Below are 22,899 nucleotides of genomic sequence, written 5' to 3' on the forward strand. Positions count from 1 at the left end.
TGAAAGCAACGATAGCAAGGGTTAAGGCGAAAAGATAGTTTTTCTTGTTACGATTTTAAAGGTGGGTTTTTATTGAAAATAATGAACTCTCACTTGGTATTTTTATTCTTCTATCAATGCTAATATCGATTGAACACTCTGAATTATCTATTAAAAATGGATATACATGATTTTACCTTTCTGCTGATTAAAAATATCGCTTATTTTATTTTTTTGATTATTGTTTCTGCTTTGATAGCAGGCATTGCAAAAATAATATCCATACCTTTAATGGTCGCAGCTGTAATTTTAATCTTCTTCCAATATTTTGCGTTCATTTGGATGGGATACCTCAATACAAAAGACTCAAAAGATCACAAATTAAAAAATGGATTAATTTTTCATCTCATTTGGGTTGCTTTAATTGGTATATTGAGTTCATTTTATGATGATCAATCGCTATTGAAACAAGTATTCGATACTGTATTGTTGTTTGGTACTTTGGAAATAGGCTCGCTCATTTATTATTTCAAAAAACGTAAAAAAATTGCCTTAGCGCTTTAATGTTCAGACATTGAATGTTCAAAAATATATCTTGATAATTTAATTGGTATCAATATGGCTTTATCTCTCCCCCTTTTATTACTAATTATCTCCAACTGCTTTATGACCTTGGCTTGGTATGGGCATTTAAAATTCTTACATGATGCACCTCTGTGGCAAGCGATCTTGTTTGGTTGGATCATTGCCTTACTTGAATATAGCTTTATGATTCCCGCAACACGTCTATTGGCGCAACATGGTTGGTCGTTGGGGCAAATGAAAATCACCCAAGAAGTGGTTACACTATTGGTGTTTGTTCCATTTATGATTTTCTTGTTTAAACAACCATTTAAATTAGATTATTTATGGGCGGGTTTATGTTTGATGGGCTGCGTGTTTTTTGTGTTTAGAAGCCAGTAAATGAGTTGCCATGGTGTGAATTAACAAGCATTTTACTCAGATAGCATATTCATCTCATGTCCCAATCTTCAGCAATTTTCCTGCTGTTTATGAGTTCGAGATCATAATTATTCTCAAGTCAAACGGCTTTTAAGCTGCTCCTTTAAAAAAAATTGACTTCCTACGTCTGTTAAATTTTCGTGAGATGAAAAATCAGTCTATAATAGCGAGCTTCTTGATATTCATTTAAACACTGATCACCAGTATTTAAACTTCCTTACATTCGTTTATGGAATATATGCAATGAATGCGGCCGCTGTACAAGACGCTCCTCTCGTTGGAATTATTATGGGTTCTCAATCAGACTGGGCAACTCTCGAAAACACTGCCAATATGCTGAAACAGCTTGGTGTTCCTTTTGAAGCCGAAGTAGTTTCTGCGCATCGTACGCCAGACCGCTTATTTGAATATGCTGAAACAGCACGTGAACGTGGTATTCAGGTGATTATTGCTGGTGCTGGTGGTGCAGCACATTTACCAGGAATGTGCGCAGCAAAAACAGATTTGCCTGTGCTGGGTGTTCCTGTGAAATCTTCAATTTTAAATGGCGTTGATTCTTTATTGTCTATTGTACAAATGCCTGCAGGTATTGCAGTCGGCACATTGGCAATTGGCCCTGCGGGTGCAACCAATGCAGCAATCATGGCCGCTCAAATTTTAGGTTTAACTCGCCCTGAAATCGCAAAAAATGTTGCAGATTTCCGTGCCGCTCAAACCGATAAAGTGGCAAGTAAAAATATTCCGGGTCAAGCTTAAAAACGGGACATAGGTTATGAATAAAACCATCGGTATCTTTGGTGGTGGTCAACTCGGCCGTATGATGGCGCAAGCTGCGCTCCCATTAAATATCCAATGCACATTTTTTGAAGCTGATGCTGATTGTCCATCTGCAATATTGGGACAAGTTTTTAGCACCAAAGCTGAAAATGGGTTACAAGATTTTATTGCCAGTGCAGATGTTTTTAGTCTGGAATTTGAAAATACGCCATTGATTGATGTTGATGTATTAACCAAGCAAAAAGATCTGTATCCGCCACGCCAAGCTTTAGCAATCGCCCAACATCGCCTTTCTGAAAAAGCTTTATTTGATGAGCTGGAAATTCCTGTTGCGCCGTATAAAGCAGTCGATTCATTGGAGATGCTTAAGCTTGCAGTGAGTGAATTAGGCTTACCAATCGTACTTAAAACTGCGACAGGTGGTTATGATGGTAAAGGTCAATTTGTACTGCGTTCAGTCGATCAAATTGATCAGGCATGGGCTGAGTTGGGGCCAGCAGGATCATTAATCGCTGAAAGTTTTGTGATTTTTTCTCGTGAAGTGTCAATTATTGCAGTGCGTGGTATTGATGGTGATGTAAAAACTTGGCCTTTGGCTGAAAATCATCATCACAATGGTATTCTCTCGCATTCAATTGTTCCTGCTCCAAACAGTGCTGATTTACAGCCCGTTGCGCAGGAATACATCACCCGTTTGTTAAACCATTTGAACTATGTTGGTGTGTTAACACTTGAATTGTTTGTGACTGAAAAAGGCTTATATGCCAATGAGATGGCACCACGTGTGCATAACTCTGGGCATTGGTCAATTGAAGGCGCAGTATGTTCGCAATTTGAAAATCACATTCGCGCAGTGGCAGGTTTACCACTCGGTTCAACGGAGGTGGTTCGACCAACAGTGATGGTAAATATCATTGGGCAACACCCTAAATCCGAAGATGTTTTGGCGTTAAAAGGTGCACATTTACACCTTTACAATAAAACAGAACGTGAAGGTCGTAAAATTGGTCATATCACCCTGATGCCAAATGATGCTGCTGAATTAACGACTTTATGTCGTCAATTGGCGAAGATTTTACCGAATCCATTGTCATTAAGCGAAGATATGAACATTTAAGCTCGATTTTGTATGTAAAAAAAGCGGTCAAACTCTTGCCCGCTTTTTTCTACTCTGCTGTTCTGTATCATGATGCTCCCCCTATTTTATCGCTAAGCAATGACCCAAAAATGGATCATTTTCTGGGGCTATAAAAACAAGAATGATGAAAAAAACAGCTTAAATAAACAGAAAAACAAGCATCTATTTTTAAATTCAAAGTTCAAATTTAAAGGGTTTAGAACATTTGAATTCAAAAGTATTAACAGCAAAACCCAAAAAGTTATCCACTTTGAATTTAAATTAACTTGAGGGTGTTTTTTGAATTTAAAACTTTAAATTTAAACTTTTGATTGCTCGAAGTGAAAATAACGACTGTGGATAAGTTTTGACTCACCAATCCAAAATCCAAATTGTGGATAAAAATAAACACTTATAAGCGAGTTTTGATGGGATTGAGTGGAATTTTAAATTTAAAGCTAAGGTTGCTAAAATAATGATGTTTTTGAATTCAAATTTGTGTGAAAGTTTTGAATTTAAAAAATGATAAGTTTACTGGGGTGTGGATAACTATATTTAAATTCAAAACAGTGAACTGTGGGTTATGAATTTAAAATCGAAAAATGAATTCAAAATTTACGTTTTTACATCTGTCATTTTATTCACAGACTGCTATGGTATTCACATAATTTAAATTTAAAACCATTTTGTGGATATTATGCGTCATTTAACTTTGATTTGTGGATCTGTTTTGTTGGCAGCATCGCATGCCAATGCTGAATTAATCATTAACGGTCAGGCTGTATCTAGCTCACCAATCACAACAACACCGAATACAAGCTATACACCCAATTCTAATTTTCAAAGCTGTATTGCAAATTTACGTTCGCAAGCGATCAGTTCAGGTGTTAGTGGCACAACCTTTGATCGTTATACGCAAAATCTAACGCCTGATTATTCGGTCATCAGTAAACTGGATTATCAACCTGAGTTTTCAACACCGATTTGGGATTATCTTTCAGGTTTGGTCGATGAAGAGCGGGTAGAGAAAGGCCGTCAAATGCTGGCTCAGCATCGTGAAGTTTTAAACCGTGTCTCAGCAGCTTACGGCGTTCCAGCAGAAACGGTTGTTGCTGTTTGGGGCGTGGAAAGTAATTTTGGTGACATTTCAGGAAAATATCCTTTATTACAAGCGTTGGGAACTTTAAGTTGTGAAGGGCGTCGACAAGGTTATTTCCGAGGTGAATTCTTTGCCACAATGCGTATTTTACAACGAGGTGATTTACGCGAAGAACAGTTAAAAGGTTCATGGGCAGGGGCATTTGGTCATACTCAATTTATGCCTTCAACGTATGAAGAGTTGGCCGTAGATTTTGATGGTGATGGTCGACGTGACTTGGTTTCAAGTACTTCAGATGCTTTAGCATCAACAGCAAACTTTTTGAAAAAACGTGGCTGGCAAACGGGAATGCCGTGGGGCTTTGAAGTAAAAATTCCAGCTGGTGCCTCTGTAGGTGGCGAAAGTCGTCGTAATAAAAAATCGTTGAGCACTTGGGTAAATCGTGGTTTTACTCGTGTTGACGGTACTCCAATTATTCAAGGCAATTTATCGGAAGGCACTCAGGCCGGTTTAATGATGCCTGCGGGTGCAAATGGTCCAGCATTCTTGGTGTTTAAAAACTTCGATGCAATTTATTCGTACAATGCTGCGGAAAGTTATGCACTGGCAATTGCACATTTGTCTGATCGTTTACAAGGCAAGGGCGGTTTTCAAACCGCATGGCCTACTGACGATGCAGGAACATCTCGTACAGAACGCCGAGAAATTCAAAATTACTTATTGAAAAAAGGCTATGCGATTGGCGATGCAGATGGCTTGATTGGCGATAAAACGCGTCAGGCTATTCAGCAAGAGCAAGTGAAGTTAGGATTGAGTCCAACAGGTCGAGCAGGGCAACAGATTTTAAAAGCTTTTAGAAATGAAGCTGCAAAGAATATGATGCAATAAACGTTTGATCTCATTTAAAAGGTCTGCATAAGCAGACCTTTTTTATGTGGATTATTCAATTGCGAAAGGGTCAATTTTGACTGCTTCTAAGACATCTAAAATGACAGCGGTAACATCCTGCGTATGATCACGATCATTAAAGATTTCATAGGCTGTAATGGTTACATCGGTATCGCTAGGTAACTGTTTTTGTTCTTCTTCAATTAAATGCTGAATCGGCAATAAGGTCTGTTTAATTTCAAGGTGTAAAACATCTTTAAACTCGACATTGTCGTCTTCTAGTTCAATGATTTGTTCGTTGAAATAAGGCAGCAGAATTGAATGGAGATAAGGTTGAAGTTCAGTAATATCAAAAATTTCAATATCACGAGTTTGCTCAATCGTGCTGATATGATCATTTACTTCTAAAATAATATGATAATAGCTCACAGTCATCTCCTCAATTTATTGCTTCAGGGATTCACAATAACATGATTTTGCATAAAACTGATTTAAATACATAAATAAATTATGGATTTAAAATTGATAATCATCGGTAAATTTTGCTTATCGTTGTCTTGAGTTTAGCATGGCTAAATCCGCTGTGGTTAATCTAAAATTTTTCAAATCTTGTTCTTTCATCATTGGGTACATGAGTGCTTTAGGATCATTATTGTGTGTTAAGCCCAAAGCATGCCCAAGTTCATGTGCAATCGTGACACGCAAGTCTGCATCCGAAGCAAATTCATAGATATTAATGGTTTTACCATCGAATACGCCTTTATCAAATTGGCGTGGTTGGAAACGGCTATTAAAGTGATCCACAGATTGATTGTATTGTTGATTGACAGCGTTGAGCTGTCCAACTTGACGGTTTAATTCATAGACTTTTTGATTATAAATATCTAACTGTTGTTTGAGTTGGTTCTGCTCGATGATCAGTTGATTTTTCTGCTGATCTAACTGCAATCTCGCTGAGGCATCTAAATTTTGATGGGATTGATTAAGGGTGTTGATCAACTGATTATACTGGTCAACTTTACTTTGATAATTGGTTTTTTGCAGATCCAATTCATCATTGGTACGATCTAATTCAGCGTGAAGTTGCTGAATTTTTTGTTTTTCACTTTGTGTATATTGTTGAGTATTTTGCAAAATACGCAACTCTTGGTTTCTGGCGCTAGATTCCGCTTGGCGTTCATCATAAATTAAGTTAATCGTCAGTTTGGCATGATCATCATAAACAAAGAGACTTTTCATGGTTCCTAAATGCCAAATATCGGTAGCTTGTTGTGCCAAATTTTGTACTTGCTGTTTACTGACATGAAAACGCGGATCTATTTCGCCAATACGATAACGTAAACGGGTATCTAAAGGATGCGTGATACGATCAATGGCAGAATTATGATTCAATTGCGGATACATCATGCGTTGTATCGCAAAATAAGCAGTAAAGGCAATTACACAGAGTAGAATCCAAAAACGCATGATTGATTTAAAAATAATTGTTGTAGTGGATAATTTATCTGAAAATATAAGAATCGCAAATGCTTAAGCAAGTAAAGCTTGCGTGATCAATACAAATATTGATTTCAATTGATGATGTTTTTAACAAGCTGCTTTAGGTGGAAAGCAGTAATATGAATGGAACGCTGATTTTAGGCTGGATTTCTCTAATCCTTGGTATCGCTTTTTTGATAAGGGCTTTCTACAGTCTATTTCTTATATTTCGATCACGTTTAGTGCTGGACTTAGCCTTAAATCAAAAAATTAAAAATTTTAAAATCAGCAAAAAGGGTGGCTATGCAATTTGGCAAGAGGGTCCATTATTTAAACTTGCACCTATGCTATTGATTCATCCACAAATCACCAACACAGATCTTCAGCAGATTGTGAAGCTATCACCAAGTATTGCAAGAGCAAGTAAAAATGGTTTTTCTCGTGCTTCAATGCTGATGTTTTATTGTGAGTTGGATGTTGGACACTATTGTTTAGAGGTACTCGACGGTTCGTCATTAAATCCTATCGAAGATAAAATTTCTCAGGCGATCACCGATCATTTATCCATTCATAAACAACCTGACAGTCTATACAATTTACAGATACGTGAAAGCCTGAGCAAAAAGCAAAGAATCATCATGATCATTTGCATATTTGCAGGATTATTTTTGTTGATGAAAGGATTATTTACCATCATAACGCTGAGTTTGGGCATCGCGATGGAAGGTTCATTCACATAATCAGTTGATTTAAACGTTAAACAGGACTTGGATATCAATAAATAAGAGAATAAAAGCAAAAACACTGAGTAATCGATTCATCCAAACAGATCTTTTTAAATATTCAGGGCTGATATATAAAGCTTTGAATTGTAAAGGATGCAACATGATATAGCTGATTTTCTGTTTAAATACCGGAGTGACAGATTGTTGTTGTTGCTTTAAAACCACTTGGCGCAGAATAAAAGCATTTAGCCACCAGAGTATAAACAGAATGAGTAAAATAATGCTGATACTCAATGTCAAACGAATCCAACCATTCTGTTCAAAATAGGCAATTTCAGTATAGAAATGGCTCATCAATACAATGCTGACCAGTAACATGGTGCGATAAAAAGTTTGCCGTGTAAATTCAAGATGCAGAGGATGATTGAGTTTTTGTTTATCCGCTTTACTCACGATTTTCCCTGCAAAAAATGCAAAACCATGACATAGAATCTCTAAAAAGAGATATAAGCCAATGCTGATGGCAAGCGTTTTATACATGATTAATCATGTTCAAAAATAGGTCGATATAGTGATGGAGTCACTAAAATCATCAATAGAATTCCAGAACAAACAAAGGCCAGATCGTTAAAAATCGCTGCATAACTGGTCATGTAAATCCAGTGCATAAAGGGCATAAAATAAATCAGAAATATTGGGAAAAATGTATAGAGATAAGCTTTTCTTGCCCATTCTTTTTTTAAACATAAACCAAAAGTGATGATGAGGATGATTAAACCTGCAATCGACATCACTCCCAATTCCCAAGCTTGCGGGTCTTGGTAAAGTGTTTTATCCAGAAGTTCTAACTCGGGTTCAGTACTGTATATATCGATGACTGCTGCAATGATAGGCAATATAAATTGCGCTATGATCAAGCTGTAATACACAGTATTGGATACAGCAGGAGAGTTTTTCATCATTTGACTCATTATTATTGTGATAATTAAGATAAAAGATTTAGTGAAGATTGGCAATTGATCAATAAGAAAAACCACTCAATGACTTGAGTGATTTTTCGAGCTTTTTTATAGCACAATATCACTGACGAAATGTTGCACCACTTCGGTTAAATCTTTGGAAAGGTAGTGTTGTGTATAGGGCTGTTTAAAATGGGCATGGTAAGCCTGTTCCGAGTCGAAGCGTTCCCAAAGTAGTAAACGAGTTGGCTCTTGTTGGCATTGATGCAGTTGAAATAAGCTACATCCCGGTTCTTGTTGAAGAGTGAGCTTACATAATGCTTGTAAGGCTTCACGGGTTTCTAAGATTCTGTCTTTATCTTTAATTTTTAATTCTGCGGTGATGTAAAAACCTGAACTTAACATTGTCTACTCCTAGCTCAAATTGTGAGTCAAAAATATTAACTGCTCGAGTTCACTCTAGCTCAAGCATTTTTTGTGCATATATTTCAATTTTATAGTCGACAATACTTTGTTCTTGTTTGAGTCTTTGAATTTCTTGTTTTAATTGAACGGAATGGGCAATAAGAAGTTCTTGTCTTTGTTTTAAGGTTTGTTCTCCTTGTAGCCGAAATTGGGCAAAATCTTGCATTTTTTCTAAAGGCATGCCTGTTGATTTTAAGCGTTTTACCCATTCAAGCCATTCCAGATCAAGTTTGGTATATACACGTCGCCCAGATTGATTACGATGGATATTTTTCAGCAAGCCTATTTGTTCATAATAACGCAAGGTATGGATAGAGAGTCCAGTTTTTTTAGAGATATCAGAGATAAACAAAAGTGACTCCATAGCTTTACGGATAAAAATAGATCATATAAAAAAACCGCTCAATCTCTTGAGCGGTTTTTTAAGATTAAAGTGACAAATTATTTTTTGTCATCTTTAACTTCAGTGAATTCAGCATCTACAACGCCATCATCAGCTTTTTGCTGTTGTTGGCCTGCATCACCACCGAATTGGTTAGGATCGAAGCCTTCAGCGCCGCCTTGACCTTGAGCTGCTTCATAAGCACGTTGAGTGATCGGCATAATGATGTTTTGTAAAGCTTCAGTTTTAGCTTTAATTGCATCAACATCATTTTCTTTTGCAGTCACTTCTAACTCAGAAACTGCTGCTTCAATTGCAGTTTTTTCATCAGCAGTGACTTGTTCGCCAAGATCTTTCACAGCTTTGTTTGCAGAAGCAACTAAAGCATCAGCTTCGTTACGTGCTTTTGCAAGCTCTTCAAACTTACGATCTTCTTCAGCATTTGCTTCAGCATCTTTGATCATTGCTTCGATTTCAGCATCAGACAAACCAGAGTTTGCTTTGATCTGGATCGATTGTTCTTTACCAGTGCTCTTGTCTTTTGCTGATACTTTTAAAATACCATCAGCATTGATGTCGAACGATACTTCAATTTGTGGCACACCACGTGGCGCAGGTGGAATGTCGCCTAATTGGAAGTTACCCAACAATTTGTTTTGTTGAGCCATTTTACGTTCACCTTGGTAAACTGAAATATCTACCGCTGGTTGGTTATCTGCTGCAGTAGAAAACACTTGAGATTTCTTCGCAGGAATCGTGGTGTTTTTCTCAATAATTGCAGTTAATACGCCACCCATGGTTTCGATACCAAGTGTTAATGGTGTTACGTCAAGTAAAAGTACGTCAGTTTTGTCACCAGACAATACCGCACCTTGAATTGCCGCACCAATCGCAACAGCTTCATCCGGGTTCACATCTTTACGAGGTTCTTTACCGAAGAACTCTTGTACTTTCTGTTGAACCATTGGCATACGTGATTGACCACCAACCAAGATCACGTCAGAGATGTCAGAAGTCGAAAGACCTGCATCTTTAAGTGCGATACGGCAAGGCTCAATTGTACGCGCAACTAAATCAGCAACTAAACCTTCTAGTTTGGCACGTGTTACATTCATCACTAAGTGTTTAGGACCAGTTGCATCCGCAGTGATGTATGGCAAGTTAATTTCAGTCGAATTAGATGAAGAAAGCTCAATTTTAGCTTTTTCAGCTGCTTCTTTTAAACGTTGTAATGCAAGTGGATCTTGTTTCAAGTTGAAGTTTTGCTCTTTCTTGAACTCTTCAACCAAATAGTCGATCAATGCATTATCAAAGTCTTCACCACCAAGGAATGTATCACCATTGGTTGACAATACTTCGATTTGTTGGTCGCCATCTAAGTCAGCGATTTCAATGATTGATACGTCAAATGTACCACCACCTAAGTCATATACAGCAACTTTACGGTCGCCTTCTTTTTTGTCCATACCGAACGCAAGTGCAGCAGCAGTTGGTTCGTTAATGATACGTTTAACTTCTAGACCAGCAATACGACCAGCATCTTTTGTTGCTTGACGTTGCGCATCATTGAAGTAAGCAGGAACTGTAATAACAGCTTCTGTTACTGTTTCACCTAAATAATCTTCTGCAGTTTTTTTCATTTTTTTCAAAATTTCTGCAGAGATCTGTTGCGGCGCAAGTTTTTTGTCGTTTACTTCAACCCAAGCATCACCATTATCAGCTTTGATGATTTTGAATGGTGCAATACCGATATCTTTTTGTACTGCTTGGTCTTGATACTTACGACCAATTAAACGCTTGATTGCGAATAATGTATTCTTAGGGTTGGTCACTGCTTGACGTTTAGCAGATTGACCCACAAGAATTTCGCCATCTTTATATGCAACGATAGAAGGTGTTGTACGGGTACCTTCAGCATTTTCAATCACTTTAACTTTATCGCCTTCAAGTACAGCAACACATGAATTCGTTGTACCTAAGTCAATACCAATAATTTTAGCCATAAATCAAATTCCTCTAAATTCTTTTGAATCCCTGGTTTCCTCTTTTTGCAAAGGGGAGTTAAAAGGGATTTTCTTGTTATCCGATATGAGAGCCATTCAAAAATTTTCAAGTCATGATTTGTGAAAATTCATGAAAATATTTTTAAAAAGCTCCTATTTATTACGCTTATTGACCAACCATCACCATTGCAGGGCGAAGTAGTCGACCATTTAAGGTGTAGCCTTTTTGCAAAACTGTGCCAATTTGGTTGGCTTGTGCATTTGGGTCGATCCCGACAGCTTGATGTAAGTCAGCGTTAAAACCATTGGTTGTGTCTGCTTCAACAACACCGAATTTTTCTAAAGTGGTGAGAAGTGATTTCAAAGTCAGTTTTACGCCTTCGAGTACAGGTGTTTCTTCATCACCACCTGCAAGAATTGCACGTTCAAGGTTGTCGACAGAATTTAATAATTCTTTGGCAAACTTTTCTAACACAATGTCTTTATGCTTTTCAGCATCACGTTGAATACGTTCTACACTTTTTTGTGCTTCATAAACTGCATTTGCAGTACGTGCTTTTTCGAGTTTTAAGCTCTCTTCAAGATGACTGATTTGAGCCTGTAAAGCTTCAACGGTAACTTCAACCTGTTCATTTTCAGCCTGAGTTTGCTGTTCGGCTTGCTCGTTTTGAATATCTTGGGCTTCTTGATTCTGCTCAGTTGCCATTGATTTACTCCGTTTAAATGGGTTCTTAAACATGTACAGTCCTTATCGGCAGCAGTTTTGCACTGTGTTCATTTTTGAACTGCCATGATCGTTTAATTCATTAATGAATAAGAAATGTGGGCGAGCCGCTAAAATTCAAGCAGTTTTAGACATTATTTAATGAAATTCAGTGAAAAAAGCGGATCTAAGAGAGAAATCTTAAAATTTAAAGATATTTTTGTTGGAATAATCATCAAATCAATGATTATTTTTTTAGATTAAAAATTTAAATTTATGAGGAATTGATGCGGTTATTGCTTAAAAATGATGAGTAAATTCAAAAATTAAAATTGAATGAATAGATCAAAATACTTAACTCACATGTAAAACCGATTAAACTTATTGAAAATAAGGCTTTGCGAAAAAGCAATAATTTAATTATCATGCTTCATAGATTCTATGGCTGTAGTTTCTTTTTTTAGTTTGAACAATGTTTTCATCGCTTATCCAATCTTCTTGGGTAAGCTTTTTTTTGTCTTGTAAAAACCATTAACAATGTAAGTAATGCGAAACTTTTATGGTAAAAGTATATCTTTTATTAGATAGACTTTTGCCTAATCGCATTCAATCCCATCAAAAAATCCAGCGAAATGAAACAAGTATAATGAAAAATAAAATCGGTCAATCTAAATCATTGATTTAATAAACTTTGCATAACTTATACGGCAATACCTTAAAAGTCTAACCAAGCTTCAACGAAGTTTGCAGAAAAAATAGCAATCATAGTCAGCACGACAACGCAGTCCTGTGTTGCCGTTTTTTGATAGAGTGATAAAGGAATTTATGATGAAAAAATCAGGTCTTATTTTTATGCTATTGGCTGGTGTTGCGGTCATGAGTACGGCGTGTACATCAAGTGAAACAACACAAGCACCTGAAACGACCCAATCAGCACCAATGAGTTCTGCAGATCAACAACAATCGGCACAAACTTCGACGGTAGATCCGACTCAACAAGGTACTGCTGTTGAGGGTGATGCGACGATTCAGCAATCACAACCTGCTCAAGCAACCAATGACCCAAGTTTAGTTGAACAACCTTCAGCTCAGTAAATTTTAAAATAAAAAATCAGGCAATTTATGGATGCCTCCATTGCCTGATTTTTTATCAATAACTTTTGAAGAGATGTTATTCACCCGCCAAAGAACATTCAAAATTGGTTCGATCTACAGTACAACGTGCCCGTTTAAGCACTGACATCATGGTCGGATCGTAAATACCTTGTCGGGTTAAATCCATACGTCCATCTCGTAACAGCTTTTGATATTTTTCAGTATCTACTTTACTTAAATTCAAACGATATTTAGCAGGAATGCCTTCTTCTAAACGTTTGACCATACTGAATTGACGCGGAAGTTGCTTGATAAACCAGGTTCTAGAATCATTGCCAAAAGTAGCTGGGAATTTTTGAGATCTAAACACCAGATCAGCAGTAACATTAAGCACTGGAAAATTGATCAATGCACCTTTAGAGCCAAGCCCTTTTTCCATTTCTAAAGGTTTAAATGCATAGGCTGGTGCTCCCACCATTGGTACTTCACCTGTATTAAACTTCTTAATAAAATTGGAAATATCGGATGGAACAGGAATTGCTCCGACACGTTCAACCATTGCAATCTGTGCTTTGTCATACGCCAATACCGCAAATTTTTTACCTTTACCTTTTTCAATGGTATTGATGGCTCGATCATTCACAAAGATATAGGCAGGGCCAATTTGACCGATTCCACCAATTTCTATTTCTTCATTGTCTATCTTGGTTTTTAAGCGTTTTACATTACGTTTATCCAAGACAAAGGTAATCGCTTTGAGCGCAATGGCATTGGTTGGAACACCACCCAACGCATCAATAGATCCTGCGAATTTATTGTATTGGCGTGCACGCATTGTGGTGATATAGGCAGCATCACATTTGCCATTTTTAAAATCTTTATCAGCAAGCTCTTCATTTTGGTAAGCAATGAGCTGGACATCGGTATTCCATGTTTTTGCAGCGAGTGCCCACTCTTCCATCATTTTATAGGATTCACCAGCTTTCCCTAATAAATCAAAAACACAGATTTCTTGTTTTGCTTGAGAGGTACTTGATATTCCTAATAATACGATTGTAGTAAGGGCAAGAAATTCCTTTTTCATGTTATATCCTTATACTTAAAACGCGTTTTATTTATACTAAATATAGTAATTTTATTTGAATAAAAATAGAGTTTTTACTCTATTTCCGATGAATAAACCATTGAATAGCTTACTTAATGTGATTTATTTATCTTAATAAAATATTATTGTGATGTTGTGATGTTGTGATGTTGTGATGTTGTGATGTTGTGATGTTGTGATGTTGTGATGTTGTGATGTTGTGATGTTGTGATGTTGTGATGTTGTGATGTTGTGATGGTTGTTGGTGTGGGTTTAGTGGCTTAATTAAAATCTTGTTAATTTTGATCGATCTAGAAAAATAAAATAGATTTCAAGTTTTGTTAATCAATAAAACATATAAGTAAATCTAAAAAACGTATTTTTAATAATATACAAAAAAACCGTACCATGAGGCTGATTCCCATCTCTTTTTATTTATTCTAGTCCATACATTGATCATGAAATTTCAGCAACTGATTTTGCTTTGCTCAGCTATAAGTTTATATAGCTATAGTGGTTTGGCAAATGCTCGCCCTATCGTCATTGGTTATCAAACCAACATAGAACCTGCAAAAGTTGCACAGGCTGATGGTGTGTATGACAAAGTGATTGGGGAAAAACTGGATTGGCGCTTATTTAATAGTGGTGCAGAGGTTTTAACTGCATTGGCTTCTGGTTCTGTAGATATCGCACTGATTGGTTCAAGTCCGTTAGGGGCAGCTGTTGCCAATAATTTGCCCATAGAGGTGTTTTTAATTTCTACCGATCTGAAAAGTGCGGAAGCCTTAGTGGTGAGAAATGGCTCAGGAATTAATAGTCCTCAGGACTTGATTGGGAAAAAGGTGGCCACGCCATTTGCTTCGACTTCCCATTACAGTTTATTGGGGGCTTTGCAGCATTGGAATATTAAAACCAATCAAATACGGTTGTTGAACCTAAAACCAGCTGAAATTAATGCAGCATGGCGCAGAGGCGATATAGATGCAGCTTTTGTCTGGTCACCTGCACTTGCCAATATTAAGAAAACCGGCAAGGTCATCACAGATGCAGGGCAGGTTGGGCAATGGGGATCTCCTACATTTGAAGTTTGGGTAGCACGTAAAGATTTTGCACAGAAGCATCCTGAAGTCTTAGCAAAGTTTTCAACAGTGACACTGAACTATTACCAATCTTATAACCAGAATAAAAGTCGTTGGACTGCCAACTCGGCTGAAGTGCAAAAAATTGCCAAAATTACCGGCGTAGATGCTCAAGATGTGCCAGCGCTTCTTGCTGGCGCCGCCTATCCAGATCGTCAGGCGCAATTAAGCACTCAATACCTTGGTGGGCGGACCACACAAAATATTGTCAACTCAGTGAACTTTTTAAAAGCACAAGGTCTGGTGAGAAAGGTTTCTCCAAATTATCAACAGTTTATTAACACGCGTTTTATTCAAACATCGAAATAGAGATCGGAAGTATTCATCATGGCTGTATTGACTGTAGAACATGTACAAGCACAGTATCCGGGTGCTGAACAACCGGTTTTGAAAGATGTGTCATTTCAACTGGGTTCTGAGCAACTGATGGTTGCATTAGGTGCTTCAGGCAGTGGTAAAACATCCTTATTAAATCTGATTGCTGGATTTACTCAACCACAAGCAGGCACTTTAAAACTGGATGGTGAAGCAATCGTTGCACCTAGCCGAGACCGTGGTGTGGTGTTCCAAGATGATGTTTTATTGCCTTGGCAAAATGTAGAAGACAATATTGCTTTTGGTTTAGAGCTTGCAGGGGTTGATAAAAAAACACGTCAAAACCGTGCACAAGCATTACTCAAATTGGTGAATTTAGAAGGCTTTGGTCAACGCCATATCTGGGAACTTTCAGGCGGGCAACGTCAACGGGTTGGTTTAGCGCGTGCTTTGGCTTCTGACCCTAAAATATTATTGATGGATGAACCTTTTGGTGCTTTGGATGCGTTTATTCGTGAACAAATGCAGTGCTTATTATTAGATGTTTGGAAGAGCACGTCCAAACCTACTTTCTTAATTACCCATGACATTGAAGAAGCTGTTTTTCTGGCTACAGATCTGATTATTCTTGCACCAAATCCTGGGCGAATTGTGGAAAAGCTGGAGTTGGATTTTGCTAAACGCTATGCCAATGGCGAGCCAGCACGAAGTATTAAATCAGATCCCAAGTTTATTGAAATGCGAGAGCATGTGTTGAGTTGTGTATTCATTCAAAATAATCAGGATCAATACCATGTTGCTCAGAGCGACCAAGCTCAAGTGGAAAAGGTGGAGTAATGACAGCACAATTAGACCCTAAATTGATCCCTCGTACAGTTGAATCTCAGACTGTGGAGGTGAAGGTTCCACGTGAAGTCAATATTACTTTGATCAGTAGTATCACGATCATTACTTTGATTGCAATTTGGTGGCTGGTCACCACTTTAGGCTGGATTGATGCTTTATTCTTACCATCACCAACCGCCGTGTTGCAGCGTTTCAATGATTTGTTCAGCAATGGCTATATGAGTATTAGCTTGTGGAGTCATATTGGCGCAAGTTTGGGTCGTATCGGCACGGCGTTGATTGCTGCGGTTATCACTGCGATTCCAGTGGGGATTGCGATTGGTCGCAATAAAATTGTGCGGGGTATTTTAGATCCCATCATTGAGTTTTATCGTCCGATTCCACCACTGGCGTATTTACCTTTGATTGTAATTTGGTGTGGTATTGGTGAATTGTCCAAGGTACTACTGATTTATCTGGCAATTTTTGCACCGATTGTTATCGCAACAGCAACTGGTGTCCGTTCAGTCGACCAAGCCAAAATTCGTGCTGCACAGTCTTTGGGTGCAAGCCCAATGCAAATTATTAAACATGTGGTTTTACCAAGTTCTTTACCGAGCATTTTAACCGGTATCCGTATTGGTCTTGGGGTGGGATGGTCGACTTTGGTGGCAGCAGAGTTGGTTGGTGCTTCTGAAGGTTTAGGCTTTATGGTGCAATCATCTTCACAGCTTTTGGCTACGGATGTTGTGATTGTCGGGATTTTAATTATCGCTGTGATTGCCTTTATTCTGGAAATTGGTTTACGTCGTTTGCAAAAGAAATTAGTCCCTTGGGATAAGCAATCTCAGTAAGTTATTTTTCGCTACATTTTTCGATAGCATATCGCCATATTTAGTTTTAACGTTTTAATGATGCATTGCCTTTAATACATCGTGAGATGATCGAGGAAGAAATGAACGCTGTTGTTTCAAATATTTTTAAAGTTACCCCATTAAATCCAACGATTGGTGCGCTGATTGAAGGTGTGAATTTCAATCAGCCTTTAACACCTGAACAAAAGGCTTTGATTGAAGCAGCTTTATTGAAACATCAGGTGATCTTTTTCAGAAATCAGCCGATGACTGCACAGCAACATGCAGCTTTGGCGCGTCAATTTGGTCAGTTACACATCCACCCAATTTACCCCAATATTCCAGAACAACCCGAAATCATGGTTTTAGATACGGAATTAAATGATTTACGGGATAATGCATTGTGGCATACCGATGTGACTTTTCTTGAAACACCAGCAATGGGCGCAATTTTAAGTGCAAAAAAAGTCCCTGCATGGGGTGGAGATACGCTTTGGTCAAGTGGAACAGCGGCGTTTGAAGCATTATCCAAACCGATGCAAGCGATGTTGTCTGGTTTAACTGCAACACATGATATTGCGCGTTCATTTCCAGTAGATCGTTTTGGTGGTGATCCTGCTGAATTAGAAAAGCTAGAACAGGCTAAGAAAAAACATCCTCCGATTAGCCATCCTGTGATTCGTACTCATCCTGTCACAGGTCGTAAAGCTTTATTTGTGAGTGAGGGTTTTACCACACGAATTAATGAACTCGAAGCCAAAGAAAGCGATGCTGTCTTGAAAATGTTGTTTGAACATATTCAGAAACCAGAGTTTGTAGTGCGTTGGTCATGGCAGGCCAATGATGTGGCATTTTGGGATAATCGTTGTACCTTCCACTATGCTGTTGATGATTACCGTCCTCAGCACCGTGTTATGAATCGAGCCACTTTGATGGGTGATAAACCTTTTTATCAAGCAGATTAAGGTTTAACTTGTTATAAAAACCAATCAAATTTGATTGGTTTTTTATTTTTGAAACAACTGAATTTGAATACAACTTTTTGAAACTTCAATATTTAAAAAATACATTAAAGAAAAAATCATAAAATGAGCTGTTGGTAAAAGTATCGGTATGCTGTGTTTGTCGGTGTTCACAAAACAATTTGAATATTCAAGCTCTGATGAAACCTTGTTGCTGAGCAATAATGTTTAATTATTCATCAAAATTAAACAAATGATCAACATACTAGGCCACAAATATTTATTGCTTGTTGGAAATATCATGTTGATTAATAATAAAAAGCAAATCATTTTGCTGAGTGTACTGTCTACGCTGTTGGTTGCTTGTAATGATGATAATGATCATTCAAATACTGAAAAACCAGTAGAGGCAAAAGCTTTAGAACTGAATATCTTGCATATTAATGACCATCATTCACATTTAGATGAAGAAAGCATTAAATTTAAAAGCAATGTGGGGACAGGGGATGAAGAGTTTAGTGTTGCAAGTGGTGGATTTGCACGTGTTGCAAGCTTAATTAACCAACTTGCAGTAGAAAAGAAAAATGCTTTAAAAATACATGCTGGTGATGCGATCACTGGCGATTTGTACTATAACTTAACGGATGGTAAAGCAGACGCAGATGCAATGAACACCGTTTGTTTTGATACATTTACGCCTGGTAACCATGAGTTTGATTCTAAAGATGATGGATTAAAGAAATTTATTGGTTTCTTGGATCAAAGTTCTTGTAAAGACAAAACCCAAATTTTAACGGCCAATGTCAGTTTTGGTGCATCTTCACCGTTGTATAAAACCAATCGCATTTTGAAGTCACAAGTGTTTGAAAAAGAGGGGGTTAAATTTGCAATCATTGGTTTAACGGTTGCTAAGAAAACCAAAAACTCTTCTCAACCAAATGCTGATACATTGTTTGCAGATGAAATTGAAACAGCGCAAAAAGAAATTAATCAATATAAAGCGCAAGGCATTAAAAATATTATTCTTCAAACCCATGTGGGGTATGACTTAGACCAACAGCTGGCAAAATCACTTACCGATGTTGATGTGATTATTGGGGGTGATTCACATACCTTGTTGGGCCCTGACAGTCTTAAAAAATATGGCATGACACCTGAAGGTGCTTATCCAACACAGCTGAGAAACAAAGATGGTCAATTGGTCTGCGTCGCGCAAGCTTGGCAGTACAGTTATATCGTGGGCGATTTAAATGTGAAGTTTGACAAAAACGGGAATGTCGAAAGCTGTAGTGGAACACCACATGTACTCATTGGGAATAACTTTACCCGTACCGCCAAAGACGCAAAAGCAGTCACCGAAACTGAAAAACAAGCAATTCTGACGCAATTTAAAACAGATCAGGCCCCATTTACTGTTGTAATACCACTACAAAAGACTTTGGATGTTTTAAAACCGTATCAGGAACAAAAGAAAAAATTTGCTCAGGAAATCGTAGGTCAAGCCACAGATAATCTCTGTTCACGTCGAGTCCCTGGTACACAACGGGATGTAAATCGTTCAACACTCGGCGATATCTGTAATAAGAATACCCATGTCGATCAACATGGTGGAGATATTCAACAAATTATTGCTGAAGCGTTTTTACAACAAGGAAAGACCTTCTTTGGCGCTGATATCTCATTCCAAAATGGTGGTGGTGTCCGTGAAGATGTTGCTTTAGGGGATGTGACGGTTGGTAAAATTTATAATGTCTTACCGTTCAAGAATACATTGTTGCGTTTAGACCTGACGGGTGCTGAAGTTAAAGCCACCTTAGAGGATGCAATAGATGGTGTGATTGCCCAGAATAATACGGGTAGCTATCCATATACTGGTGGTATGCGTTGGAATGTTGACTTTACCAAAGACAAAGGCCAGCGTCTTAACCAAATACAAGTACGTAATGCATCTGGGCAATATGAAAATCTAGATCTCAATAAGACTTACAAAGCGATCACGATTGATTTTCTTGCCAATGGTGGTGACTACTATACTACCCTGAAAACCATTACTGGTGAGCGCCGTGTGAATGTTGGCTTAGACTATGCGGAGGCTTTCCTCAAATATGCCCAAGGTTTGGCTGGTCAGACAGGTCAAAAGAAAATTAATAAATTAGCAACGGCTGAATACAGTACCCAGCTATTTATCGATAAAGCAAAATAAACTGAAACAGACAATCAAAATCCCGCTTCGGCGGGATTTTTTTCGTTGGGTCGTTAATGAAAACTGACAAAATCCTATGTTGGTGATGAATAAATAATTGCAAAAAACCATGCTTAACTTTAAAATGAGCCAAAATTTAGCCACGATGGCTTAAATAATCACAATGACAAACCTAATTTTCTTTTCACTTGCCTCAATTTGATCTTGTAACGTTGCCTTTTGACAAGATTGTTTACAACCACTGACTGGTTGCAGGATAACCATAATATCTTGATTGAACCCATCGTTTTAAGCAGGGTGCTTAAAATGTGATTTGAATCAGCTGTTAAATTCAATATTCGGGAGAAAAATTATGTTGTTTAACGTATTTCTCATTTTGGGCTTTAAATAGACCCTATACATTTTTAATCGTTTAAATTAAACGAAAATAAACCTTATTTTAAAGAATATACATGTTCTGAGGGATGACTTTGCTTGCAGAAAATGCAAATTGGAAAAAGTTTAGCCTTTGGCATGAAAAGAAAAAAGTGAATATATGAACGAATATATTAATCAACCTTTTGCACAAAATATGCATCAGGTTGACGTAGAGGATTTTGCTGAAATTTCTCCGATTGTAAAACTTTGGGCTTTTCGATTTTTGGTCGAGTTAGGTGGTGCAAAAGAATTTATTTCTGATCATTGCTTTAGTCATCAATGGATTGCAAAAAAGTTAGGTTTTTCTGAAGCATTACTTGCAGATAAGTTCGATGAGCAAGCTGCTTATCAGGAACTCAACCATTTGCATAAAAATAGCCAACAGCAAAATTTATTAGATAATTTTCAGTTCAATGCTGAGTTGCAATATAACCTAAAGTTAATACAGCAATTACTGGATTTAAATGCTGTTGAAAGCACGATTTTAGGCTTTATCGTGATGTTAAACAGTGAACAACTTTTAGATGATATTGCGGATACCATCGGTGAATTGACTGCGTCTAAAACCATACGTGCTTTGGCTGTAGTTTTATATTTGCCTTATGAAGCAATTCGTCAGGCTTTGTCTGTACAAGGGCGTTTACATCGCAGTGGCTTAATCAGTGTTCAACAACACTATCGTAATTATTTACGTGGGAAATTGAATCTGGTGTCAAACCAATTGGCCGATAAGTTATTGGTGAAAACCAATGATGTTATGGATCTGTTTGTTGGAACCATTAATAAAAGTCAGCCCGCTGAATTAACCTTAGAGGATTATCCTCATTTACACACTGAATTGACTTTACTCCTAGCTTATTTAAAGCAAGTCAAAATGAGTAAGCAACAGGGTGTAAATATCTTCCTTTATGGCAGTTCAGGCACAGGAAAGACACAGCTGTGTAAGAGCCTTGCAGATGAAATGGCGGTGCAACTTTTTGAAATCTCCTGTGAAGATGAAGATGGTGATGCAATTTCAGCCACAGGGCGTTTATGTGCGTATCGTGCAGCACAATGCATTTTCGACAGTCAATCTGCTTTATTGATGTTTGATGAAGTCGAGGATGTGTTTAATGATACCGAAAATGGTGTGGGGATGAAAAGCACTGCGCAAAGTCGTAAGGCTTGGGTCAATCGTATTTTAGAGCAAAATCGTACACCAACGATTTGGGTGTCTAATTCCGATCAGCTTGATCCTGCGTTTATACGCCGTTTTGATATGGTGCTTGAAATTAAAGTGCCACCTAAAAAGCAACGCAGAAGTTTTATCGAGCAACATTGTGGTCAAGAACTTAATCCTTTGTATCAGGAAGCCTTGGCCAATGTTGAACAATTATCTCCAGCAATTTTACGCCGTAGTTATCGTGTTGCCAAAGCGGCTCAAATGCACAATGAGCATTTAGTGATACAGGAAAGCATGACCAAATTGGTTTCCAATACATTAAAAGCACAGGGTTACCAAGGTATTAAATTGCAAGATAGTAATGCTTTGCCCAAGTTCTATGATTTGAACTATATCAACTGTAAGGTGAATTTTGCGGAGATCGCATCAGGTATCCAGCAACATGGTTTTGGCCGGTTATGTCTATACGGAGCATCAGGAACAGGTAAAACTGCATTTGCACGATGGTTATCTGAAACCATCAATCGACCTTTACTGATTAAGCGCGGTTCAGACTTAATTTCTGCTTGGGTCGGTGAAACAGAACAGAACCTTGCTAAAGCGTTTCATGAAGCCGAAGACTTACAGGCAATTTTATTGCTGGATGAAGTAGATGGTTTATTACAAGATCGCCGCCAAGCAACCCGCTCTTGGGAAGTTTCTCAGGTAAATGAGTTTTTGGTTCAAATGGAAAGCTTTAATGGCATCGTGGTGGCGACAACCAATCGCTTTGATGAACTTGATCAAGCTGCATTACGCCGTTTCGATTTTAAAATGCATTTTGATTTTCTAAATTATGCACAGCGTTTGGCTTTACTGGAAAATGTCTGCACACAACTCAAACTTGATGTTCATGAAGCCGATATAAAAGTAAAGCTGCAATCTTTAGATCGTTTAAGTGCTGGAGACTTTGCGGTGATTGTACGACAGTCCTGTTTTCATCCTTTTGAAAATGTGGATTCTATTCTGCAGCATTTAACAGATGAAATGACTGCAAAATATAAAAGTGCACAAAGTATAGGATTTACCGCATCAAATTGATGCGGTTTTTCTTTTTTGAATCCTGATTCAGTTGAATAATGCTCAGATTTTGTGATTCGAGAGTGGAAAACAAAGCATAAAAATATCTTTAATATGAAAAAAATAATGAAAAATGCTTAAAAAATAGATAAAAAGCATAAAAAATCACTGATTTTGAGGAAAAAACGCACATCCGATAAGAAAGT

Annotated in this window: 22 protein-coding genes; 13 read left to right on the forward strand and 9 right to left on the reverse strand. The window is 37.7% G+C overall.

Translation table 11 applies throughout. The features are described 5' to 3' along the window. The first annotated feature begins 156 nt into the window (after positions 1 to 156). The 5 genes from FY049_RS20110 (at position 157) to FY049_RS20130 (ending at position 4,862) form a co-directional block, all read left to right on the forward strand. Positions 157 to 543 (forward strand): hypothetical protein, encoded by a 387-nt coding sequence (locus FY049_RS20110; protein WP_333665905.1) that lies wholly within the window; start codon positions 157 to 159, stop codon positions 541 to 543. 54 nt (positions 544 to 597) lie between these two features. Then, a complete protein-coding gene (locus FY049_RS20115) occupies positions 598 to 942 on the forward strand; it encodes a DMT family protein (RefSeq protein WP_034613299.1) in 345 nt (114 codons plus the stop codon). 282 nt (positions 943 to 1,224) lie between these two features. Then, positions 1,225 to 1,737 carry a 5-(carboxyamino)imidazole ribonucleotide mutase gene (gene purE, locus FY049_RS20120; RefSeq protein WP_004718991.1) on the forward strand — a complete coding sequence of 171 codons (513 nt, stop codon included), beginning with the start codon at positions 1,225 to 1,227 and terminating at the stop codon, positions 1,735 to 1,737. Positions 1,738 to 1,753: 16 nt separating this feature from the next. Continuing rightward, positions 1,754 to 2,875 (forward strand): 5-(carboxyamino)imidazole ribonucleotide synthase, encoded by a 1,122-nt coding sequence (locus FY049_RS20125; RefSeq protein ID WP_105714714.1) that lies wholly within the window; start codon positions 1,754 to 1,756, stop codon positions 2,873 to 2,875. 697 nt (positions 2,876 to 3,572) lie between these two features. Next, complete coding sequence (locus tag FY049_RS20130) at positions 3,573 to 4,862, forward strand: lytic murein transglycosylase (protein WP_224964479.1); 1,290 nt, start codon at positions 3,573 to 3,575, stop codon at positions 4,860 to 4,862. Positions 4,863 to 4,913: 51 nt separating this feature from the next. Here FY049_RS20130 and FY049_RS20135 read toward each other — a convergent pair whose 3' ends face one another. Beyond that, on the reverse strand, positions 4,914 to 5,297 hold the full coding sequence (locus FY049_RS20135; RefSeq protein WP_154130490.1) for a hypothetical protein: 384 nt from the start codon (positions 5,295 to 5,297) through the stop codon (positions 4,914 to 4,916). A gap of 111 nt (positions 5,298 to 5,408) precedes the next feature. Beyond that, positions 5,409 to 6,329, reverse strand: a complete 921-nt coding sequence (locus tag FY049_RS20140; RefSeq protein WP_333665898.1) for a matrixin family metalloprotease — start codon at positions 6,327 to 6,329, stop codon at positions 5,409 to 5,411. A gap of 152 nt (positions 6,330 to 6,481) precedes the next feature. On the opposite strand from FY049_RS20140, the gene FY049_RS20145 reads away from it, so the two are divergent. Continuing rightward, positions 6,482 to 7,081 carry a hypothetical protein gene (locus FY049_RS20145; RefSeq protein ID WP_446084219.1) on the forward strand — a complete coding sequence of 200 codons (600 nt, stop codon included), beginning with the start codon at positions 6,482 to 6,484 and terminating at the stop codon, positions 7,079 to 7,081. Between the two features lie 9 nt (positions 7,082 to 7,090). Here the strand turns inward: FY049_RS20145 and FY049_RS20150 are convergent, their stop codons facing one another. The 6 genes from FY049_RS20150 to grpE all read right to left on the reverse strand — a co-directional run bounded on the left by FY049_RS20150 (position 7,091) and on the right by grpE (position 11,581). Beyond that, a complete protein-coding gene (locus FY049_RS20150) occupies positions 7,091 to 7,606 on the reverse strand; it encodes a hypothetical protein (RefSeq protein WP_004719004.1) in 516 nt (171 codons plus the stop codon). 2 nt (positions 7,607 to 7,608) lie between these two features. Further along, positions 7,609 to 8,025 carry a hypothetical protein gene (locus tag FY049_RS20155; protein ID WP_004719005.1) on the reverse strand — a complete coding sequence of 139 codons (417 nt, stop codon included), beginning with the start codon at positions 8,023 to 8,025 and terminating at the stop codon, positions 7,609 to 7,611. Between the two features lie 108 nt (positions 8,026 to 8,133). Further along, positions 8,134 to 8,430 carry a putative quinol monooxygenase gene (locus tag FY049_RS20160; protein ID WP_056515471.1) on the reverse strand — a complete coding sequence of 99 codons (297 nt, stop codon included), beginning with the start codon at positions 8,428 to 8,430 and terminating at the stop codon, positions 8,134 to 8,136. Between the two features lie 49 nt (positions 8,431 to 8,479). Continuing rightward, positions 8,480 to 8,842, reverse strand: coding sequence for a MerR family transcriptional regulator (locus FY049_RS20165; protein ID WP_004818140.1), 363 nt, complete (start codon positions 8,840 to 8,842; stop codon positions 8,480 to 8,482). Between the two features lie 89 nt (positions 8,843 to 8,931). Further along, positions 8,932 to 10,875 (reverse strand): molecular chaperone DnaK, encoded by a 1,944-nt coding sequence (gene dnaK / locus FY049_RS20170; protein WP_004719012.1) that lies wholly within the window; start codon positions 10,873 to 10,875, stop codon positions 8,932 to 8,934. Positions 10,876 to 11,041: 166 nt separating this feature from the next. After that, a complete protein-coding gene (grpE, locus tag FY049_RS20175; RefSeq protein WP_004719014.1) occupies positions 11,042 to 11,581 on the reverse strand; it encodes a nucleotide exchange factor GrpE in 540 nt (179 codons plus the stop codon). 825 nt (positions 11,582 to 12,406) lie between these two features. Between grpE and FY049_RS20180 the strand changes: the two genes are divergently transcribed. Then, positions 12,407 to 12,673: a hypothetical protein gene (locus tag FY049_RS20180; protein ID WP_004719017.1), complete on the forward strand. Its 267-nt coding sequence runs from the start codon at positions 12,407 to 12,409 to the stop codon at positions 12,671 to 12,673. Between the two features lie 76 nt (positions 12,674 to 12,749). On the opposite strand, the gene FY049_RS20185 is transcribed toward FY049_RS20180, so the two are convergent. Continuing rightward, positions 12,750 to 13,757 (reverse strand): putative solute-binding protein, encoded by a 1,008-nt coding sequence (locus FY049_RS20185; protein ID WP_004719019.1) that lies wholly within the window; start codon positions 13,755 to 13,757, stop codon positions 12,750 to 12,752. Positions 13,758 to 14,215: 458 nt separating this feature from the next. Between FY049_RS20185 and tauA the strand changes: the two genes are divergently transcribed. The 6 genes from tauA (at position 14,216) to FY049_RS20215 (ending at position 22,714) form a co-directional block, all read left to right on the forward strand. Beyond that, complete coding sequence (tauA, locus tag FY049_RS20190; protein WP_056515465.1) at positions 14,216 to 15,205, forward strand: taurine ABC transporter substrate-binding protein; 990 nt, start codon at positions 14,216 to 14,218, stop codon at positions 15,203 to 15,205. Between the two features lie 18 nt (positions 15,206 to 15,223). Next, positions 15,224 to 16,048 (forward strand): taurine ABC transporter ATP-binding subunit, encoded by an 825-nt coding sequence (tauB, locus tag FY049_RS20195; protein WP_056515461.1) that lies wholly within the window; start codon positions 15,224 to 15,226, stop codon positions 16,046 to 16,048. Further along, positions 16,048 to 16,890 carry a taurine ABC transporter permease TauC gene (tauC, locus tag FY049_RS20200; RefSeq protein WP_056515459.1) on the forward strand — a complete coding sequence of 281 codons (843 nt, stop codon included), beginning with the start codon at positions 16,048 to 16,050 and terminating at the stop codon, positions 16,888 to 16,890. Before tauB ends, tauC begins: the two co-directional genes overlap by 1 nt. 101 nt (positions 16,891 to 16,991) lie before the next feature. Then, a complete protein-coding gene (gene tauD, locus FY049_RS20205; protein WP_056515455.1) occupies positions 16,992 to 17,855 on the forward strand; it encodes a taurine dioxygenase in 864 nt (287 codons plus the stop codon). A gap of 298 nt (positions 17,856 to 18,153) precedes the next feature. After that, on the forward strand, positions 18,154 to 20,055 hold the full coding sequence (locus FY049_RS20210; RefSeq protein WP_446084220.1) for a 5'-nucleotidase C-terminal domain-containing protein: 1,902 nt from the start codon (positions 18,154 to 18,156) through the stop codon (positions 20,053 to 20,055). Between the two features lie 535 nt (positions 20,056 to 20,590). Further along, entirely contained in the window at positions 20,591 to 22,714 is a 2,124-nt protein-coding gene (locus FY049_RS20215; protein ID WP_446084221.1) for an AAA family ATPase, read from the forward strand. Positions 22,715 to 22,899 lie beyond the last annotated feature (185 nt).

Source organism: Acinetobacter sp. 1125_18A (genome assembly GCF_052824985.1).

Coding starts and splice junctions, on each gene's coding strand:
- FY049_RS20110 (WP_333665905.1), top strand. CDS start 157: ATGGATATACATGATTTTACCTTTCTGCTGATTAAAAATATCGCTTAT.
- FY049_RS20115 (WP_034613299.1), top strand. CDS start 598: ATGGCTTTATCTCTCCCCCTTTTATTACTAATTATCTCCAACTGCTTT.
- purE (WP_004718991.1), top strand. CDS start 1,225: ATGAATGCGGCCGCTGTACAAGACGCTCCTCTCGTTGGAATTATTATG.
- FY049_RS20125 (WP_105714714.1), top strand. CDS start 1,754: ATGAATAAAACCATCGGTATCTTTGGTGGTGGTCAACTCGGCCGTATG.
- FY049_RS20130 (WP_224964479.1), top strand. CDS start 3,573: ATGCGTCATTTAACTTTGATTTGTGGATCTGTTTTGTTGGCAGCATCG.
- FY049_RS20135 (WP_154130490.1), bottom strand. CDS start 5,297: ATGACTGTGAGCTATTATCATATTATTTTAGAAGTAAATGATCATATC.
- FY049_RS20140 (WP_333665898.1), bottom strand. CDS start 6,329: ATGCGTTTTTGGATTCTACTCTGTGTAATTGCCTTTACTGCTTATTTT.
- FY049_RS20145 (WP_446084219.1), top strand. CDS start 6,482: ATGAATGGAACGCTGATTTTAGGCTGGATTTCTCTAATCCTTGGTATC.
- FY049_RS20150 (WP_004719004.1), bottom strand. CDS start 7,606: ATGTATAAAACGCTTGCCATCAGCATTGGCTTATATCTCTTTTTAGAG.
- FY049_RS20155 (WP_004719005.1), bottom strand. CDS start 8,025: ATGAAAAACTCTCCTGCTGTATCCAATACTGTGTATTACAGCTTGATC.
- FY049_RS20160 (WP_056515471.1), bottom strand. CDS start 8,430: ATGTTAAGTTCAGGTTTTTACATCACCGCAGAATTAAAAATTAAAGAT.
- dnaK (WP_004719012.1), bottom strand. CDS start 10,875: ATGGCTAAAATTATTGGTATTGACTTAGGTACAACGAATTCATGTGTT.
- grpE (WP_004719014.1), bottom strand. CDS start 11,581: ATGGCAACTGAGCAGAATCAAGAAGCCCAAGATATTCAAAACGAGCAA.
- FY049_RS20180 (WP_004719017.1), top strand. CDS start 12,407: ATGAAAAAATCAGGTCTTATTTTTATGCTATTGGCTGGTGTTGCGGTC.
- FY049_RS20185 (WP_004719019.1), bottom strand. CDS start 13,757: ATGAAAAAGGAATTTCTTGCCCTTACTACAATCGTATTATTAGGAATA.
- tauA (WP_056515465.1), top strand. CDS start 14,216: ATGAAATTTCAGCAACTGATTTTGCTTTGCTCAGCTATAAGTTTATAT.
- tauB (WP_056515461.1), top strand. CDS start 15,224: ATGGCTGTATTGACTGTAGAACATGTACAAGCACAGTATCCGGGTGCT.
- tauC (WP_056515459.1), top strand. CDS start 16,048: ATGACAGCACAATTAGACCCTAAATTGATCCCTCGTACAGTTGAATCT.
- tauD (WP_056515455.1), top strand. CDS start 16,992: ATGAACGCTGTTGTTTCAAATATTTTTAAAGTTACCCCATTAAATCCA.
- FY049_RS20210 (WP_446084220.1), top strand. CDS start 18,154: ATGTTGATTAATAATAAAAAGCAAATCATTTTGCTGAGTGTACTGTCT.
- FY049_RS20215 (WP_446084221.1), top strand. CDS start 20,591: ATGAACGAATATATTAATCAACCTTTTGCACAAAATATGCATCAGGTT.